A 17,251-nucleotide genomic window follows, 5' to 3' on the forward strand; every position below is an offset into this window, starting at 1 on the left:
ATTTGAGATTGCTTTGTTTCGGACGAAAATACGTTGCAGGTGCGTAAGTCCGATGAATATCAAAAACTTTTGCTGAAACTGTCAACACATAATTTTTTCTGAGATATTTAGCACAAATGCCATGATTGATCGCCAAGATATCAACCAGACCTCAATTACTCAAGGACTTACAGAAAATGAAGTTATTGCTCGTCGTACTGCAGGTCTAGGAAATCAGGTCAAATTACATACAAGTCGTTCCTATAGCCAGATATTAAAGGAAAACTTATTTACTTTTATCAATGCTGTTTTCTTAACTATTAGTGTCGTTTTAATCTTTCTTTCTCGTTATGGGGATGCTTTCCTTGTAATTGTGGTTATTTTAGGTGGCGTTATAGTTAGTGTTTGCCAAGAAATATGGGCTAAACAAAAATTAGATCAAATTGCTTTATTAACAAGACCATTAGCTACCGTTATTCGAGAAAGTAAACAACAAAACATTGATCCCAGTGAAATCGTAGTCGGGGATATATTAGTTGCCCAAGCTGGAGATCAAATAGTGGTCGATGGCCAAGTAGTAGGAGAAGGCCGAATTGAAGTGGACGAATCACTACTAACTGGAGAATCGGACCTAATTCCGAAACAAGTAGGACAACCAGTTTATTCTGCTAGTTTTTGTGTTAGTGGTACTGCTTGTTATGAAGCTCAAAAAGTAGGAACCGAAAGTTTGGCCTATCAATTAACAGTTAGTGCCAGAGCATTCCGTCAAATTTACACCCCCCTTCAACAAGAAATTAACTTGGTAATTAGAGTATTTCTACTCTTGTCATGCTTCCTGTGGATACTTGTTGCCATTAACTGGTTTATCAGGATTTATACATTTGCTGACAGCGTACAATATGCTGCAGTAATTGCTGGCCTAGTACCAAGTGGTCTTTATTTGGCCATTACTCTTGCTTATGCCCTGGGTGCAGTCAAAATGGTGGGGCAGGAAGTTCTGATTCAGCAAGCTAATGCTGTGGAATCATTGAGTAATGTAGATGTTTTATGCTTGGACAAAACTGGCACATTAACAGCTAACCGAATTCGTTTACAGACTGTCTATCCTATAGGAATTAATGAAGTTAAGTTACGACATTTATTGGGTGATTATGCGGCTAGTACCACTGCTAAAAATCAAACTATTGAAGCTGTAGAAGAAGTTTGCTCTGGACATCGACTGGAGCTAATTGCGGAAATTCCTTTTACTTCAGCTCGTAAATGGAGCGGTATGAGTTTTGAAGGTCAAAAAAATTCAGATTCTGGAACATACATTCTTGGTGCCCCAGAAGTATTAGCGACAGTTACACCTTTAAGTACAGAAGTTACTCAGCAAATTCAAGAATTAGCTCAACAGGGTCTTCGAGTCCTTTTATTTACTCACAGCCCAAATATTAATAGCTTGAATAATGATTTGGAAAAGCCACAACTACCTACCGAATTAACTCCTCTGGGAATTATTAGCTTTAAAGATGAACTAAGGCCAGAAGCTCGTGAAACGATACATGGTTTTTCTGAAGCTGGAATAGAGGTAAAGGTAATTTCAGGAGATAATCCTCAGACGGTGGCTACTTTGGCCTTACAAGCTGGACTTGGCTCGGATATTCAAGTTATTTCTGGGGCGGAGTTGGCCGAACTAGATGAAGCCCAGTTTATCCAAGCTGCTGAAGCTAATACAATTTTTGGCCGTGTTACTCCAGAGCAGAAAGCTAAACTAATTCGCAGTTTTAAGGAGCAGGGTCATTATGTAGCGATGATTGGAGATGGGGTTAATGATGTTCTGTCTTTGAAAGAGGCAAATTTGGCGATCGCTATGGAGGGTGGTAGTAAGGCCACTCGTAGTGTGGCGGATATTGTTTTGCTGAAAAATTCTTTTGGGTCTTTGCCTCATACTTTTCTGGAAGGACAACGCATTCGTAATGGTATACAGGATGTACTGAAACTTTTTATGATTAGGGTGTTTTGTGTCACCTTATTGATTTTTGCTACAGGATTTGTTGGTGGGACTTTTCCACTATTAAATAAGCATAGTGCGGTTGTTACTCTTATATCGGTGGGTTTTCCTAGTTTTTGTATTCCTCTGTGGGCAAAGTCGGGAATGTTGCCTCGTCGTAGTTTGGTGCGATCGCTACTCCACTTTACTTTACCTGCTACTTTGAGTCTTACTCTTGTTGCTTTGGGTGTTTATTTGGGTTACTTAGTTGTGACAGTGTTGGAATCTATTGAGGAAAATAATCTGATAGATAATAGTGTAGTTATTAGTAATCAGCTTCTTTCTGTTCCTCGCAGTGCCTTAGTAACTATTATGGTTTTGTGTGGTCTACTCTTAGTGCCTTTTCTTAAGCCCCCCAATAGGGTTTGGGTTGGTGGAGAACCTTTGAGTAGAGACTGGCGTTATTCCCTAGTTGCGTTGGCCTTGCTAGGAATCTATGTTGTAATTTTAGCTGTTCCACCTCTACGTCAATTTTTTGAATTATCTTTACTAAGTGCCCATGATTATGTTGTGATTAGTTGGGTGGCTTTAGTGTGGTGTATATTATTACGTTATGTCTGGCGAGCTAAACTTCTAGACAGATTTTTAGGTGTGGACCTTGGTTAATTTTTGTTTATTAATAGACCTCTGCTGAAAAGAGGGAGTAGGGAGAAATAATTGATGATTTATGGGCGATAATTGATTTTATTTTTGATTATAGTAGTTTAACTTAAAAATGAGACGTTTTTTTGTCTGAAACTCCCTCATAGCAAGAAAGCTTTGTCTCAATCTAAGGTTAAATGACTATATCACCAGATGTTTAATTCCACATTCCGCACCACAAAATGTAGTATAGAATCAGGAGTCAGGAGACAGCTATACTGGAGACAGAATTTTAGAAGAAAATTATAGCTGCCGTGATTGAGTCATCATCAGAGCAAGTATTTATGCGTAAATTTTTTACTAGGAATTTGATGAACGAAAAAAGTATTGAGATGATTTGCTGATGATAAATACCTACCAAGTTACAGATTTCTATACTACTTTTAATAATACGCTATTGAAGTGCGGAATGTGGGTTAATAGTAATAGTATTTTCTGTTGATTGCTACAGTAATATCAAATTCGGTTGAATACTTAGGGTCTGTCATCAATTAGAACTATAAGCTTTGTGAGTCAAGGTTTTTAGCGTCTGGAGTCTTTCCCAGCCAAAAGTTCAAAACTCTTGCTACATAGCACTTTCAGATTTAATTGATGACACGCCCTAGGGCTTGCTGATTAATTCTCGCGCGTATTGATAAATAAAGGTATTAGCCTTTTTGGGGTTCAAAAAAGTGCCAGCTTTTCGGTGCCTAGAGCTGCAAAAAGCTAGTATTTTGGGCTGGCTATGGTAGAACAATCTTGGGGCAATTCTTACTCCTGTCTCCTGTCTCCTGTCTCCTGTCTCCTGTCTCCTGTCTCCTGTCTCCTGTCTCCTGTCTCCTGTCTCCTGTCTCCTGTCTCCTGTCTCCTGTCTCCTGTCTCCTGTCTCCTGTCTCCTGTCTCCTACCCCTACAAAAAGACTAGTGAAGCGCAAACCCTACTTATTATAAAGTTGGGGGTGGGGAGTAGAGCAGTAGGGGAAATTGAATATTGAAGTAATTACAGAATGAACCTATCTCACTATTTTTAACAGGCTTATTTGTCTAAGTAAAATGTGTTGGAAAATCTTAATTTTTCGTTAAATAAATCAGTTTTCGTTCACTAATATACATAGCTAGTTTCCTGACACATATTAAGACTGAAGATAAAAATGGTTATCTAATTTTTCAGGTATTTCTATAAGTATACTTTATTGGTTTAATCGTTATTGGTATAATACCAAGCGTGAAGAAATAATGTTACGAATAATAAGTGCGATTAAAAGACAAGTTTAAGAAATATTCCTTTGACAAAAAAGAGAATTTCTTAGCTCAAAATTGGTATTGAAGCTATTCATTCTTACTCCTGACTCCTGACTCCTAAGAAATGGCAACTCGTGGTGTATGGCAACAAATGTATGTTTAAGTCCGTAAAAAAATATAAATAAACTAGACTGGAAAGAGATCGAGATTCTAGTACTATGTCAAGTTTGAATTAATGGGTTATTGAGGTAGAATTTTACGCAAGGATTATGGGAATACGAAAAAGCAATTCTTAGAAAAATGGATTTTTATTTGGTTGAATCCTATGCTACTTAAAAGTTTAAACTCATTTCAACTACTAATTTGCTATAATCAGTCTAGGATATCCAAAAAAAATAGCCTATTTTTTCTATCTCTTACTTGGGTTTTTCGTATTTATCCTGATTTCTAATTCCTGACTTCTAACTCCTGAATTATACCCATCTGTAAAATGCTTTATCAGCAAATATTGTTGATTTTTACCTAATTTATGATTCACTAAACTGGAATTTTACACTTATGCTAAATACAAAAACAATCCTTTCAATTTTATTAGTATTTATTCCAATTTCAATTGCAGGTAATTTCCTAGAATGGGGTTCATCAGCTATCTTTATTACATCTGCTATAGCAATTATTCCTTTAGCAGGTTGGATGGGTACAGCTACAGAAGAAATTGCTGTTGTTCTTGGTCCTAATTTAGGTGGATTATTGAATGCTACATTCGGAAATGCTACAGAATTAATTATTGGTATTATTGCTCTAAATGCTGGGTTAGTAAGCGTAGTTAAGGCGAGTATTACAGGTTCTATAATTGGTAACTTATTGTTAGTAATGGGTTTATCAATGTTTTTAGGTGGGCTACGTTTCAAAGAACAAAAATTTCAGTCTGTAGTAGCTCGTTTAAATGCTTCAGCAATGAATTTAGCTGTAATTGCAATTTTAGTTCCAACAGCTGTCAATGCTACTTCTGATGGTATTAGTGAAAATACGATGCAAAATTTGTCGGGTGCAGTAGCAGTAGTATTAATTGCTGTTTATATACTCACCTTATTATTTTCAATGAAGACTCACTCTTATTTATATGAAGTTGGTGTGGCAGGTAATGAATCAGAAGAATCAGATTCTAATACTGATACTGAATCAGAAGAACATTCTGAACATAAACCTAATTTATTTCTGTGGATTTCTGTATTATTAGTAGCAACTTTAGCCGTAGCATTTGAATCAGAATTATTGGTTGATTCTCTTGAAGAAGCTACCGCAACTTTAGGATTAACTACTCTATTTACTGGTGTAATTGTAGTTCCAATTATTGGTAATGCTGCCGAACACGCTACGGCAGTTACTGTTGCTATGAAAAATAAAATGGATTTGTCTGTTTCAGTGGCAGTAGGTTCTAGTTTACAGATTGCTTTATTTGTAGCACCAGTGTTAATTTTGGCGGGTTTATTACTGGGTCAACCAATGGATTTGAATTTTAATCCTTTTGAATTAGTAGCAGTAGTCGTAGCAGTATTAATTGCTAATTCTGTAAGTTCTGATGGTCGTTCTGATTGGTTAGAAGGAGCTTTATTATTAGCAGCTTACGCAGTTTTGGGATTAGCTTTCTATTACCATCCTGTCATTGAAGGATTAACTTAACGAAGTCATAAGTCATAATTCAGAAGTCAGAAGTTGTTTTTTGTAACGGGGATTTGAGCATGATTCCAAAAACATTTCGCCTTAAAAGGCGAGGTTGCGCGACCTAATTATTTTGACAGGACTTACGCAAAGGCACTACATATAGTAGATAAAAGTAGATAAAAACTGTAGCACTATGGTATATATAGCGTTTTTGTCAGAAAAATGCGTAAGTCCTGTTTGATCAAAAAACTTTCTCTTCTTCCTTCTTTCTTCCCTCCTGACTCCTGACTCCTGACTCCTGACTCCTCATGTAGTTTATAACTAACTTAATTTCTATGCTGGCCAAAAGAATTTTACCTTGTCTTGATGTTAATGCAGGTCGAGTAGTTAAAGGTGTCAACTTTGTTGATCTTCAAGATGCTGGAGACCCTGTAGAGCTGGCCCAAGTATATAATGATGCTGGTGCTGATGAATTGGTATTTCTTGATATTACTGCTACTCACGAAGACCGAGGTACCATAATAGATGTTGTCTATAGGACTGCAGAGCAGGTTTTTATTCCTCTGACAGTTGGTGGTGGTATCCAATCCTTAGAAAATATTAAAGATTTATTAAGAGCAGGTGCAGATAAAGTCAGTATAAATTCAGCAGCGGTGCGTAATCCTGACTTGATTGATCGGGCAAGTGACCGCTTTGGGAATCAGTGTATTGTAGTAGCTATTGATGCTCGTCGTCGTCTAGACCCAGACAAATTAGGGTGGGACGTTTATGTGCGGGGTGGACGAGAAAATACTGGTAAAGATGCAATATCTTGGGCATTGGAAGTGGAGAAAAGAGGTGCAGGAGAGCTTCTTGTTACAAGTATGGATGCTGATGGAACCCAAGCTGGTTATGATTTAGCGCTCACTAGAGCTATAGCAGAGAATGTTCAAATTCCAGTGGTTGCTTCTGGTGGTGCGGGTAACTGTCAGCACATTTTTGAGGCTTTAACTGAGGGTAGAGCAGAAGCGGCTTTACTTGCTTCTTTACTTCATTATGGTCAACTAAGCGTGTCGGAAATTAAGGATTATTTGGCTAACCATCAAGTTCCTGTGAGACATGGTTAAGATGATTTTTAGATTTTTTGGCGTTGGTGAAAAGAGGTATGATATCCTCTCCGGATAAGAGCATGAACAAAAAAGTTTCTGCTTCTACTACTCTTTCTTCTTTTTTCTTTCCTCCTGACTCCTGAGTTCTGACTCCTGACTCCTAAATAATTAAGATTAATATCATACACGCGCTTCACCAACGCCGATTTTTTTAGTAAAAAAATTAGGGTGTTTTTTTAAGAAATGTTGTTAGAATAGAGGAACTGTTACAAAATGTAACTTATGTTATTCACTATTCTAATTCTTGATGTGGCCTTAGTGGCTTGGTCTCTGCATCTCATGCAGGAATCATTCAATCATCGAGAATTTTCCCTAATGCTAGCTGGTATTTTAGTTGCTACATCTGCTGCTGCAATGATGGTAGTTTATTTTCTGATGGGTACTTGCATGACTCACCTAACTCAAATGTCTCAACACTCCTATGCATATTTTTAAGCTTCTCTTGAAGATATAATGTCCCTGAATACCCTATACCTTAAATATAATTCCATAGGGATGTTGTTGAATTTTTTTAATTAATTTCTTGTCTGTTGACAACACTATAAAAAATCGGCGTTGTACAGTGACAAATGATTTTAGATTTTTGATTGAATTGGATTTTGGATGAGTCAATTGCTAGAATTATTAATATTAGGTTTTTTTAGTAAAAGTATAAACTAATTTTTGGCAATATCATTCCATAATGCGCAACCCCAAAAAATCAGGTCTAAATATATTAAGACTGTAGCTATAGGTTTTTTTAGTAAAAGTATAAACTAATTTTTGGCAATATCATTCCATAATGCGCAACCCCAAAAAATCAGGTCTAAATATATTAAGACTGTAGCTAGGGGTTATTGCCTTTTTGGTATCTATTAGTAATCGATCAATGAAGCTATGAGGAGGTGGGAATACAGGGAGGTAGGGAGTATTTTTTTACCTTTTTCCCCTATTCCTTTTTTACCGAATTATTAATTATTAATTATTAATTATTAAATAATTCGCGCCTTGAAGCCTCCCCTTTTAAGGGGAAAAAGCGGTCGTTTGCGGAGCAGTCCGTTAGGATGGGATGGCGAGGTCTCGGAGCCATATCCAATCGACCAAGAGAAAAGAAATAATATCTCCTTATATTCAATTCCGTAGCGATTTTAACCAGAGGTAATTATCAATTATCAATTATCAATTATCCATTAATGAAATCTCCTGATTCCTAACTCCTGGTAAAAAAAACTTAATTGTGGACAAAGAGACCAAATGGGTTCTATAAGTATTCTTAGTTAGAGCAGAGCGATCATGCAACGAAAATCAAGAAAGTGTGTGCCAGATCATTAACAAATAATTAATTGTTTGTTTAAGCCTAAAGCTATCAGTTAGTATCTTTAAAATTACTAGAGAAAGGCAAAAGAATTAGAGTGATTGGGAAAAACCAGCTTTTTACTTGTAAGTCCCTTAGTTGAGCAAATGTTCGTTTTTTAATTTTTTCATCTCTTCCCTAACTTCAATTGCTATTTCTAGAGCTTCGTTAAGTAATTTTCCATGTTCGCTAGCTTTGTCATTAATTTGCAAAGCTGTCAAAGTATTAAAATTCAAGGTAAATAAGTCTGTATTTTTATTAACAAATTTCTGATTTTCCCGAATAATTCGCTCGGTTTTCAAAGCTCTAGTTAAATCTTCTCTAATTAGTTTTAGAGCTTCCATAATTTTGGTGCGATTACTTAATTTAACTTGAGGGTTCCCAGCAGCTTCAATTTTGTCATTAATAGCGATCGCTTGAACTATCGAATTATATTTATCTACATCCTCAAACAATCTAATCAGACGTTGATTTTTACGAGTCATAAATATTTTATAGATATCTTCTAAAAATAATCCTATTGCCATACTTAAATAAATAACTATTAATAATAAATGGTGTTGATTTAAGATTTGTACTACCATCCAGTAACTAACTAATAAAAGCAAAGCTATTAGTAAACTTTTCAAACCTTCTAATAAATATTTAGTTTTGGTAGGCGGCCGCAATATTTTACCTAAACTCACTCCAGTGAGATGTTTAAGTTCACCCTTTGTAATTTCTAATCCTTCTAAATCTAACCGCATAATTCTTTGAGATTTTTAGTTCTAACTATGGAGTGAAATAGATGGGTGCATCTCAATGCAAGAATAAAGCCAAAAATTTATAGCTTTTAGGGAACGGGGAATAGGGAATATATAGGAAAAAAGTATTTTTGCAAATGTGAGATGCACCCAAATAACGGATGTATTTTCCAATTATTCTCAACCCTTTACCGAATAATTAAAGTTTAAAGCATCTCCCTTAAAGGAGAAAAAAGAAAAAATTTTCTTTTCAAGGAGAGGTAATTATTAATTGTTAATTATTAATTATTAATTATTAATTATTAATTATTGAACATACCGATAAATTTGATTGTGAGAGATTTTGTTGTTAATGAGCAATCAAATAATATGTAGCAATCCTGTGTTATTCGTGTCAAAAATATTACTGATTTTTAGGGAACATGGAACAGGGAATAGGGAACAGGTAAAAGTGTCAGTTTTTTTATCTACTTTTTGATTTGTCGCAACCTATGCGCGGATTGCTATAGCGTTTTTTAAGTTACTGAGATACAGTTTTTTTCTGATTTTCTATTCCGTTTACGCGACTAAAAAACTTTCTCTTTCTACTCCTATTTCTTCTTCTTTCTTCCCTCCTGACTCCTGACTCCTGACTCCTGACTCCTAAGTCATTAAGATTAGTATCATACACTAATTCACCAACGCCGATTTTTGTAGTGTAAATTTCACTTTTGGTTGACCAACATTATAAGTTAAGGCATAACTATTAGCTAATATCCAAAACCATAAACTAGGATAACGAGGTTCTAACCAAGGTTGAATCCAGCGGGCAAAACTAGGCAACCATCCTAATAGGAAATTCATTAAACTAAACAAGGTGAAATTGATATAACTTATTGTCCAGAGTAATACTTCCTGAAAGTTGATAAAATCTAGAATCCACAATAAAAGATAAGGATTTTTTCTAGCTGCTTTGAGAGCTAATCTGGTAAAAGTAAACCAATTAGCTCTATCCTTAATAAAAGTATCTGCTATTTCTGGAGGTTCTTCTGCTAATAACCCAAAAAATGTATTCAATATAGAATTAATTCTTTGGGGAGGTAAAAACTTTCCAGTTGGTACCATCATGCCTTTAGAAAATAACCAAGTAACAGCAATATTACTTTGATAAGCACGAATTTGATTTAAGTGATTAGCGCTGAGTAAATCATATTTTAAAGCAGTATCTAGAAGATCGGTTAAACGAGGTAAATTTCTGACTAAAGAACCAAAACCAGTAAACACTAAAGGAGATTGGAGAGAAGCAGCATCGCCAATACAAATTAAACGGTCAAAAGCCACCTGGCGATCGCTACCTTTGATACTAAAATGCCCAGGAATATAACCAAAGGTTGGCTTTTTCCAGACTAATTTATCCATGTCACACCGTCGATATTCTGGCAAAATTGCGAAAAAATCTTCGTACATTTCTAACAAAGAACCAGGATTTTCAGGATGAACTTGATGGTAATGAAATAAATAAATTGCTAACTCATTACCAGCACCAGGGAACAACTCCCAAATTAATTGTCTACCACGAGAAATATCGCCATGACTATTGAGAACATCTCCATAATTTGAATCCCAAACTTCCGATTCAATTCCACCATCAATTACTGCTCCAACTGTTGGACAAATACTATCAAAAGCACGTTTACCATTTAATTGCCAAGCGATTGGAGAAGCACTACCCATAGCATCTACTAACAAACGCCCAGAGAAAATTTGTTCAGTTTTGTTAGATAGATTTTGAGTATAAACTACAACTTTTTCTGGTTCAACTTCAGCTTTAATAAATTCTGTTTCATCTACAATTTTGCCTCCTGATTCTTGTAGTTTTCTCCCAGATAAAGTGAGTGCTTTTTCTGAATCTAATGCCACATTTAAAACTGTAGGAGTATGCAGAATTGCAGCCTTAGCAAAATCAGGGTTATTACTATCAAAAAATTTGTTAAAACCGTCTTTATATTCTCTAGCAATTAAACCTTCTATTTCTGCAGCAGTAAATAAACCCAAGTCAATTAAACTTTGTAGTTCGGAGCGAGAAATATTCCATTCTCGATTCATTTTACCAAAAGTCAAACGTTCCAATAATAAGACTTTGTACCCCAATTTTGCCATAACAGCTGCATGAATAACTCCCAGAGCGCCACCAACATAAATGAGGTCATATTCAACAGAATTATTATTTGTTCCTAACTCTTTTTTCCACACTACTTGTTTTGGTGTTTGAGGATTTTTAACTGATTCGCGCCAACGTTTTTCCCACCAGTATAAACGTTTCAGATCATATTCCCCTTGAGGCATTTTTTGAAAGTATTTTACAGTCAGAGGATAATCAGATGCTAAAGCTGTAAAAATTGACTGATTTGATAAGTCAATTATCGGAGGTTCTGGATAATTGAAAGGAAATTCTTTTCTCAAGTTGGTAGTCAAAGATGAAATGAATTGTTTTTGTATTGAAGATACATTTCCTTGAGCAAAAACTTTGAGATAAGTAGTTCGTTGTAATGACCAGGTAAATACAGAAAATTCCTGAGTAGGATCTTCAGAAAATTTCATAACAAAACCATCTGAAGTAAGAATTTTATCACCGAACTTTGGTTGAAATTTATGCTGTAACCATTGACAAACAGTTTTTGTATCTGGCGTTGGTACTTCTAGGTAAAGAATTTCTTTCATCTGTTTTTTTGGGAATTAATTTTTAATCTTAAAGTTGACAGTATTTTAATTTATGCTATTATCGTTAGATAAAACTTTAATTTAATATAAAAGTTTACAATATTTTCTACTATGAAGTATACCCAAGAGAAATTTTCCTTTGGGTAGTATTTTTTTAAGTTTCTACTCTCTCTTGATAGGTTTTAAAGATAAATCTGTCTCTAGATGACTATCTTCAATTAGTAAACTTCGTTCAAGCCAACAAAATAGTTTAGCCTCAATCAGTAGAGTAGTGAAAAAATCTCAAAGACACTAAGGGAGTAGAGATGAATTATCCTGTACCTACAAGCGATCAAGAAGTAATTGCTTTGCGACAACAGCCAGTTAGTGATGAACTTGTCGCTCTAGCTATAGCTGGTATAGTTAATGTTGCTCATTCTCAAGGAAAATCTATAGAGGAATTGAAGGAGGAGATTCTTGCGGATGATCGTTTATTAAATATGGCCCAAAGACAATTGCTCAGTCAGATCCTTAATGAAGCTTGGGAGTATTTGCTGTGACTTATATCATGTCCGGTTGAATACTTAATAAATAACGACGGAGGAGGACCGAGTCAGGAGGACCGAGTCAGGAGGGAAGAAAGAAAAAAAGATGGAAGAAGAAATTTTCTGATTGTTAATTAAGCGGACATGATATTACAAGAAGAAGGAAGAAGGAAAAATATGGCATTGCATACTTGCCGGATAAATTAGTGTGGTGGCGTTGTATATTTGCACATTGGAATTATAGTTTTAGAGAAAGAGAAAGTATAAAGATGAGATTTACCTTTTCTGCAAAGATTCATCTCTTGGTTCAGCAATGCCGAAGGAAAAATATGACTTTGTCTGAGTTTGAAGCTTTTGATCTGTTCTAACCTTTCCTTAGACTGCTATCTATAATACCAATTTGAAAAAAGAATGCTACAAAAAGGTAGACCTTGCTCGAATATGCTTAAAAATAGCTATTCCAGTTCATTTTAGATAGTTATTTATATTGTTTTTCCCTTTTTTTCAATATTTATCCCTTCTTCCTTCTTTCCTCTTCCTTCTTTCGTACGGACGCCCTTATGCAACGTCCCTACCATTTGTAACAAACATTTATCAAATTGGTATAATACCAATTACTAGGGTGCATCTCAATGCTGAATAAAGCCAAAAATTTATCGCTTTTAGGGAACAGGCAACAGGGAATAGGGAATAGGGAATATATAGGAAAAAAGTATTTTTGCAAATATGAGATGCACCCAATTACTATGCATTAATGCTTAACTTAGGTAGCACTTCAATTATTAAGTAGGGCTTTAGGAGTGCATTAATTAATTATTATTCTGTTTACTTCTCCCTCACTCCCCTACTCCCCTACTCCCCTACTTCCCTACTCCCCTACTCCCCTACTCCCCTACTCCCCTACTCCCCTACTCCCCTAACTGACTCCTGAGGACTGACTCCTTTTCCTGCCATTAAATCTAATTTTGTTGAAATTTATCTAACATATCTACTGCAATTTTTTGATTATCGGAATCGCCATCCAATCCAAAGAAAAAAGCCGCCTGCTGAAAATTTTCCATCGCCTCACTTTGATTTCCAATTAAGTAGTAAACTATCCCCCTATTAAAGTATGACTTAGGATTATTAGCATCAATCTTGATAGATTTATTTAAATCTTGAAGAGCCTTTTTCTGCTCTCCTATTTGTAGATATTCATCGCCTCGATAATAATAAGCTTCGGCATTTTCAGGATTAATTTCTATTGCCTTATTAAAGTTAGCGATCGCTCCTATTCTCCTTCCTAGTTGAGAATAAGCAACTCCTCTACTTAAGTAAGCTTCACTTTGACCAGGATTGAGACTTATAGCTTTATTTAAATCCTGAATAGCACCTTGATAATTTCCTGCTTCCATCTTTTGTTTAGCCTGGTTATTTAGATTAATTGCCTGTTTAGCCATATTGAATCTTTGAGTTATTACTTGATAATTTTCTCGATAAAGCTTTAATTTTTCTCTAGCTTCTGAATATGACAAACTTTCTTCAGAAATTTTTTCTAATAAATTAATTGCGTATTGCCATTTTTGCTGCGCTTGATACCAAGTATCAACAGGATGAGGAGGATTTTGTACTAATAAAGCTGCAGCCATTGCAGATTGTTTTGCTAACCTTAAATAGATTAATCCATGTTCTGCTAAATATAGTTTTCGCTTGACTGCAATGAGTTGATAATTTAGTTTAGTTATTTCTCTAGATACAGGTTGTAAGGGTACACCAGGCAGTTGAATAACTTGTTCTAAAATATCTATTGCTTCTGGCAATTGAGCTAGGGCAGCTCTAAGTTTATTAACATCAGAATCTTGATTAATATCTCCTAAATTAGCTATCTTTGCTTGAGCTAGAGCTATGGATTTTTTTTGTACATTATTTAGCAAAAAAATTGAAATGCCGTAACCTAAAACCAGGATAACTATAATAACTTTGACTAGGTTTCTTTGACCCATAGTTGCTCCTTTCAATTTCATCAGTAAAGCAATTAGCAAATCATGTATTAGCCGTTAGTTTTTTTTATTTACCATATCTTAATCTTATACCAATTTTATCGCAATAGTAAAATCAAGAGAGAAGAAGATCTAAAGGTAAAAAATGATAGAAATAGGTAGGAAAAAGAATTGGATTAGGTTCTTCAAAATATAAATTTTCAATTTCATTTTTGTAGCATTATTTTTGATCAATGGTATTACCTGATATTTTTTTTAACGAAGAGCAAAAAATATCAGAATAATTTACTTTTTTGCATGCTACAGATATGATAGAAAAGATTTTTATATGAGAATAGCAGTATGGACTTGAGAGGAAACAAATATGGCCGGGGTATGTAAAATAGAAATTACAGAAACAGTCCCAGAACTCAAAACATTGCTAAATGGCCAAAAAACTGCTAGTGGCTTTCAGAAGATTCAGGCACTATATCTATTTAAAATTGGTCAAGTGACAACTGTCAAAGAATTGGCAGTTACTTTAGGAGTAAATCGGATTACAGTACAAAGGTGGTTGAGACAATATCGTAAAGAAGGATTATCGGGGTTATTACAGGTAAAACAAAGTGGGGGGCGCAAACCAGCAATCCCACCAGAAGCGCGAGATGGGTTGCAAAAACGACTTAACGACCCCAATAATGGTTTTCAGAGTTATGGAGAAATTCAAAAATGGTTGAAAGAAGAATATAATATTAATGCTTCTTACAAAGCAGTTTATTCCACAGTTAGATATCAGTTAAAAGGTAAACTCACAAAAAATAAGTAGTATGGTGCTTTATATCATCTCCGGTTGAATACTTACAAATTAACAATGAACGGAGTCAGGAGTCAGGAGTCAATAGGGAAAAAGAAGCAACAGGAGAAGAAAGTTTTGATCGTGTTTGCGTAGCATTCTGTAGGAAAGCGGAACAGAGTATCTATCGCGCTATTAAACAACATGATATTACTTAGGCAACAGGTAATCAAAAAACCGATCACAAATTCATGTAGAGCAGGACAAAATTTTCTGACCATCTGTCTGAATGTGTATTATTATAATCATAAAGTGCGGAATGATTTAGGTTTGCTAATATTATTTCCCATAGCTCACATACCACTCTTTAGATACCCAACCGGAGATAGTTTTAATTAGTTTTTCTTGCCTGTTTCAATGTTTTACTTAACTGAGTTTCTGACAAAGACCGCACAAAACTCAGATTAAAAGGTTTTTCGCCGATGGTCTGAGCATAAGATGCTTGTAAATATGAACTATATTCAGGGCGATCGGCAACATGGGTTTGGAAGAATGCTAAACCAAAAGCATTAGCATAACCATTGACTACGTCTGGATCTGGTTGAATCAACTCTGCTAGAGAAGTGAAACTATTTTCTCTAATTGCCCCAAAATCAATATTGATATGATCTGCTCCCTCTGTTAAGACCAAATATTTATCAGGAGTTGTCAACCAAGTAAAAGAGTTTGCTTGTTCTAAAACAATAGGAGTAATTTTATCTTCACTAGCACTTCCCCACAAAACAGGTAATTTAATCTGACTCAAACCAGCTTTTCCAAATAAACTACTATTGACTGGATCGAGTACAAATATTCCTGCAATTCTATCATCTTTCAAATTATATTTTTGAGGCTTCAATTCCAAAGCACGACACTGTAGCAGCAGCGACATATTTAAAACTTCCATTTGTGGGCCACAGTCTTGTTTTAGTTGCTGAAAGTTAATCTCTGCACCTGCTAAAGCAAAGGCAGTATAAGCACCAAAAGAATGACCAAATATACCTACCTTTTTCAGGTTTAATTGATTGTGGAATTGATATTGATTTAACTGCTCTAATTGATTTAATAAGAAAGAAATATCCAAGGGGCGGTCAATAAATTCATTGCCATGGAACATATCCTTAGTTTTACCTGCTAAAAATTTCTGGATATATTCATAATCACTACCTGGATGTTGGGGTAAAGCAACAGCAAATCCATAAGAAGCTAAATGTTTAGCTAAACTTTCAAAATTAACTCCATTAGAACCTAAACCGTGAGAAATTACAACTACAGGAATTGATATTTCTGCTGAAGAGATATTGGGTAAATAAAGTTGTACTGAAAAATTGCGATCGCGTCCCTCATCTTGCAGGATAATTTGTTGCTTTGAAAAGTTATATTTTCCTTTTTTCCTAATATCTGGTAAACGAGAAAAATCTACTTTTTCTTCTTTGTAAGCTTCTGTTTGTGTCAGATTTGCTACAGTTTCTATAAAAGTTTTTGTATCTTCTTGTACAGCAGCAATTTTTTCAGTTACAGCAAAAATTTCTTTTGTATCGAACCATATAGTATCACTGGGAAAATGACGGATAAAATTTATGATAGTTAAGCCTTCAGCATCATTTGCCGCCTTTAATAAAGCAGTTCTAATTTCCTCAGCACCATTTTCAACAGTAGTTAAATTCTCATTCTCAGAATTTGATGAAGTTTTGATTACTTTCCCTAAGTTTTTCAGGAATAATTCTCCCATAGGGGAATTGATAAATTGAGAGACTATCTGAGGAGGAAAATTATAGCGGTTGTGTAATAGATCCCGATATTTATCTTCTTTTTCAGCTTCTAACAGTAGCATATAACTAGCTAGTTCATAGCTAATTTCTCCCGTTTTGGCATAATTTTCTAATGCTGATACAGGAATCAAAATATTTAGATCTTTATGACCTAGAGAAATCTGCTTTGCTGCATTCACTGGTAAAGCAGTTAAAATAGCAGGAATTATGCTTAGACTTAGAGATTTGAACCATTGGTTAAAAGTAGAATAATTGCTTTTTCTCTTGTTTGTTTGTTTTACTGGAAAGACTTTATTTTTCACTATTATATTACTCCTAATTACTCCTATAATTAATAACTTTTCAGCCGTTTATTCTGCTTTTCGAGAAAGCATACTAACCCTAAAGTTATTAATGCTAGACAAATAAATATACTATCCCCTAATAAATTTTTGCTTGATCGGAGGGATAATTCTATATAACTAATTGAGATTAATTCGGGTTTGCAGAAAAAAAATGTTTACCGTTTTCTCTAAATTTTTCTCGGAAATCACAGTACCTTTGGAGATACTATAATTCAGTATGTCAGAGTGTTAATTGACTTTTTGCATCGTTTTATACTGATTTTTTTTCGTCAATTTATAATATTATTTACCAACAAATCAGTCAAAATATTAAATCAGTAATTGAACATTTAACTTGCATATATTTTTAAAAGCGCATA

Annotated in this window: 12 protein-coding genes; 6 read left to right on the plus strand and 6 right to left on the minus strand. The window is 34.9% G+C overall.

Annotated features, from left to right (window positions below):
- The first annotated feature begins 121 nt into the window (after positions 1-121).
- Positions 122-2,617: an HAD-IC family P-type ATPase gene (locus tag F6K06_RS21910; RefSeq protein WP_124154953.1), complete on the plus strand. Its 2,496-nt coding sequence runs from the start codon at positions 122-124 to the stop codon at positions 2,615-2,617.
- Positions 2,618-3,254: 637 nt separating this feature from the next.
- Here the strand turns inward: F6K06_RS21910 and F6K06_RS21915 are convergent.
- Positions 3,255-3,566, minus strand: coding sequence for a hypothetical protein (locus F6K06_RS21915; RefSeq protein WP_287323298.1), 312 nt, complete (start codon positions 3,564-3,566; stop codon positions 3,255-3,257).
- Between the two features lie 865 nt (positions 3,567-4,431).
- Between F6K06_RS21915 and cax the strand changes: the two genes are divergently transcribed.
- From cax to F6K06_RS21930, 3 genes are all read left to right on the plus strand, one after another.
- Positions 4,432-5,556, plus strand: coding sequence for a calcium/proton exchanger (gene cax, locus F6K06_RS21920; RefSeq protein ID WP_287243807.1), 1,125 nt, complete (start codon positions 4,432-4,434; stop codon positions 5,554-5,556).
- 317 nt (positions 5,557-5,873) lie between these two features.
- Positions 5,874-6,644: an imidazole glycerol phosphate synthase subunit HisF gene (gene hisF / locus F6K06_RS21925; RefSeq protein WP_287243806.1), complete on the plus strand. Its 771-nt coding sequence runs from the start codon at positions 5,874-5,876 to the stop codon at positions 6,642-6,644.
- Positions 6,645-6,908: 264 nt separating this feature from the next.
- Positions 6,909-7,121, plus strand: coding sequence for a hypothetical protein (locus F6K06_RS21930; RefSeq protein ID WP_124142948.1), 213 nt, complete (start codon positions 6,909-6,911; stop codon positions 7,119-7,121).
- 993 nt (positions 7,122-8,114) lie between these two features.
- On the opposite strand, the gene F6K06_RS21935 is transcribed toward F6K06_RS21930, so the two are convergent.
- The 3 genes from F6K06_RS21935 to F6K06_RS21945 form a co-directional block, all read right to left on the minus strand.
- Complete coding sequence (locus tag F6K06_RS21935; RefSeq protein WP_287243804.1) at positions 8,115-8,765, minus strand: hypothetical protein; 651 nt, start codon at positions 8,763-8,765, stop codon at positions 8,115-8,117.
- A 517-nt stretch (positions 8,766-9,282) separates the two neighbouring features.
- Positions 9,283-9,432 carry a hypothetical protein gene (locus F6K06_RS21940; protein WP_287243803.1) on the minus strand — a complete coding sequence of 50 codons (150 nt, stop codon included), beginning with the start codon at positions 9,430-9,432 and terminating at the stop codon, positions 9,283-9,285.
- Complete coding sequence (locus F6K06_RS21945) at positions 9,432-11,462, minus strand: flavin-dependent dehydrogenase (protein WP_287243802.1); 2,031 nt, start codon at positions 11,460-11,462, stop codon at positions 9,432-9,434. Before F6K06_RS21945 ends, F6K06_RS21940 begins: the two co-directional genes overlap by 1 nt.
- 305 nt (positions 11,463-11,767) lie before the next feature.
- Here F6K06_RS21945 and F6K06_RS21950 point away from each other — a divergent pair, with 305 nt between their 5' ends.
- Entirely contained in the window at positions 11,768-12,001 is a 234-nt protein-coding gene (locus F6K06_RS21950; RefSeq protein WP_287243801.1) for a hypothetical protein, read from the plus strand.
- 944 nt (positions 12,002-12,945) lie between these two features.
- On the opposite strand, the gene F6K06_RS21955 is transcribed toward F6K06_RS21950, so the two are convergent.
- Positions 12,946-13,968 carry a tetratricopeptide repeat protein gene (locus F6K06_RS21955; protein ID WP_287243800.1) on the minus strand — a complete coding sequence of 341 codons (1,023 nt, stop codon included), beginning with the start codon at positions 13,966-13,968 and terminating at the stop codon, positions 12,946-12,948.
- Positions 13,969-14,329: 361 nt separating this feature from the next.
- Here F6K06_RS21955 and F6K06_RS21960 point away from each other — a divergent pair, with 361 nt between their 5' ends.
- Entirely contained in the window at positions 14,330-14,770 is a 441-nt protein-coding gene (locus F6K06_RS21960) for a helix-turn-helix domain-containing protein (RefSeq protein ID WP_287243798.1), read from the plus strand.
- A 358-nt stretch (positions 14,771-15,128) separates the two neighbouring features.
- Here F6K06_RS21960 and F6K06_RS21965 read toward each other — a convergent pair whose 3' ends face one another.
- Positions 15,129-16,850: an alpha/beta hydrolase gene (locus tag F6K06_RS21965; RefSeq protein ID WP_287243796.1), complete on the minus strand. Its 1,722-nt coding sequence runs from the start codon at positions 16,848-16,850 to the stop codon at positions 15,129-15,131.
- Positions 16,851-17,251 lie beyond the last annotated feature (401 nt).

Source organism: Okeania sp. SIO1H4 (genome assembly GCF_010672695.1).
Taxonomy (GTDB): Bacteria; Cyanobacteriota; Cyanobacteriia; order Cyanobacteriales; family Microcoleaceae; genus Okeania; species Okeania hirsuta.

Bases quoted from the DNA above. Each gene is read 5' to 3' on its own strand.
- F6K06_RS21910 (WP_124154953.1), top strand. From the start codon at position 122: ATGATTGATCGCCAAGATATCAACCAGACCTCAATTACTCAAGGACTT.
- cax (WP_287243807.1), top strand. From the start codon at position 4,432: ATGCTAAATACAAAAACAATCCTTTCAATTTTATTAGTATTTATTCCA.
- hisF (WP_287243806.1), top strand. From the start codon at position 5,874: ATGCTGGCCAAAAGAATTTTACCTTGTCTTGATGTTAATGCAGGTCGA.
- F6K06_RS21930 (WP_124142948.1), top strand. From the start codon at position 6,909: ATGTTATTCACTATTCTAATTCTTGATGTGGCCTTAGTGGCTTGGTCT.
- F6K06_RS21935 (WP_287243804.1), bottom strand. From the start codon at position 8,765: ATGCGGTTAGATTTAGAAGGATTAGAAATTACAAAGGGTGAACTTAAA.
- F6K06_RS21945 (WP_287243802.1), bottom strand. From the start codon at position 11,462: ATGAAAGAAATTCTTTACCTAGAAGTACCAACGCCAGATACAAAAACT.
- F6K06_RS21950 (WP_287243801.1), top strand. From the start codon at position 11,768: ATGAATTATCCTGTACCTACAAGCGATCAAGAAGTAATTGCTTTGCGA.
- F6K06_RS21955 (WP_287243800.1), bottom strand. From the start codon at position 13,968: ATGGGTCAAAGAAACCTAGTCAAAGTTATTATAGTTATCCTGGTTTTA.
- F6K06_RS21960 (WP_287243798.1), top strand. From the start codon at position 14,330: ATGGCCGGGGTATGTAAAATAGAAATTACAGAAACAGTCCCAGAACTC.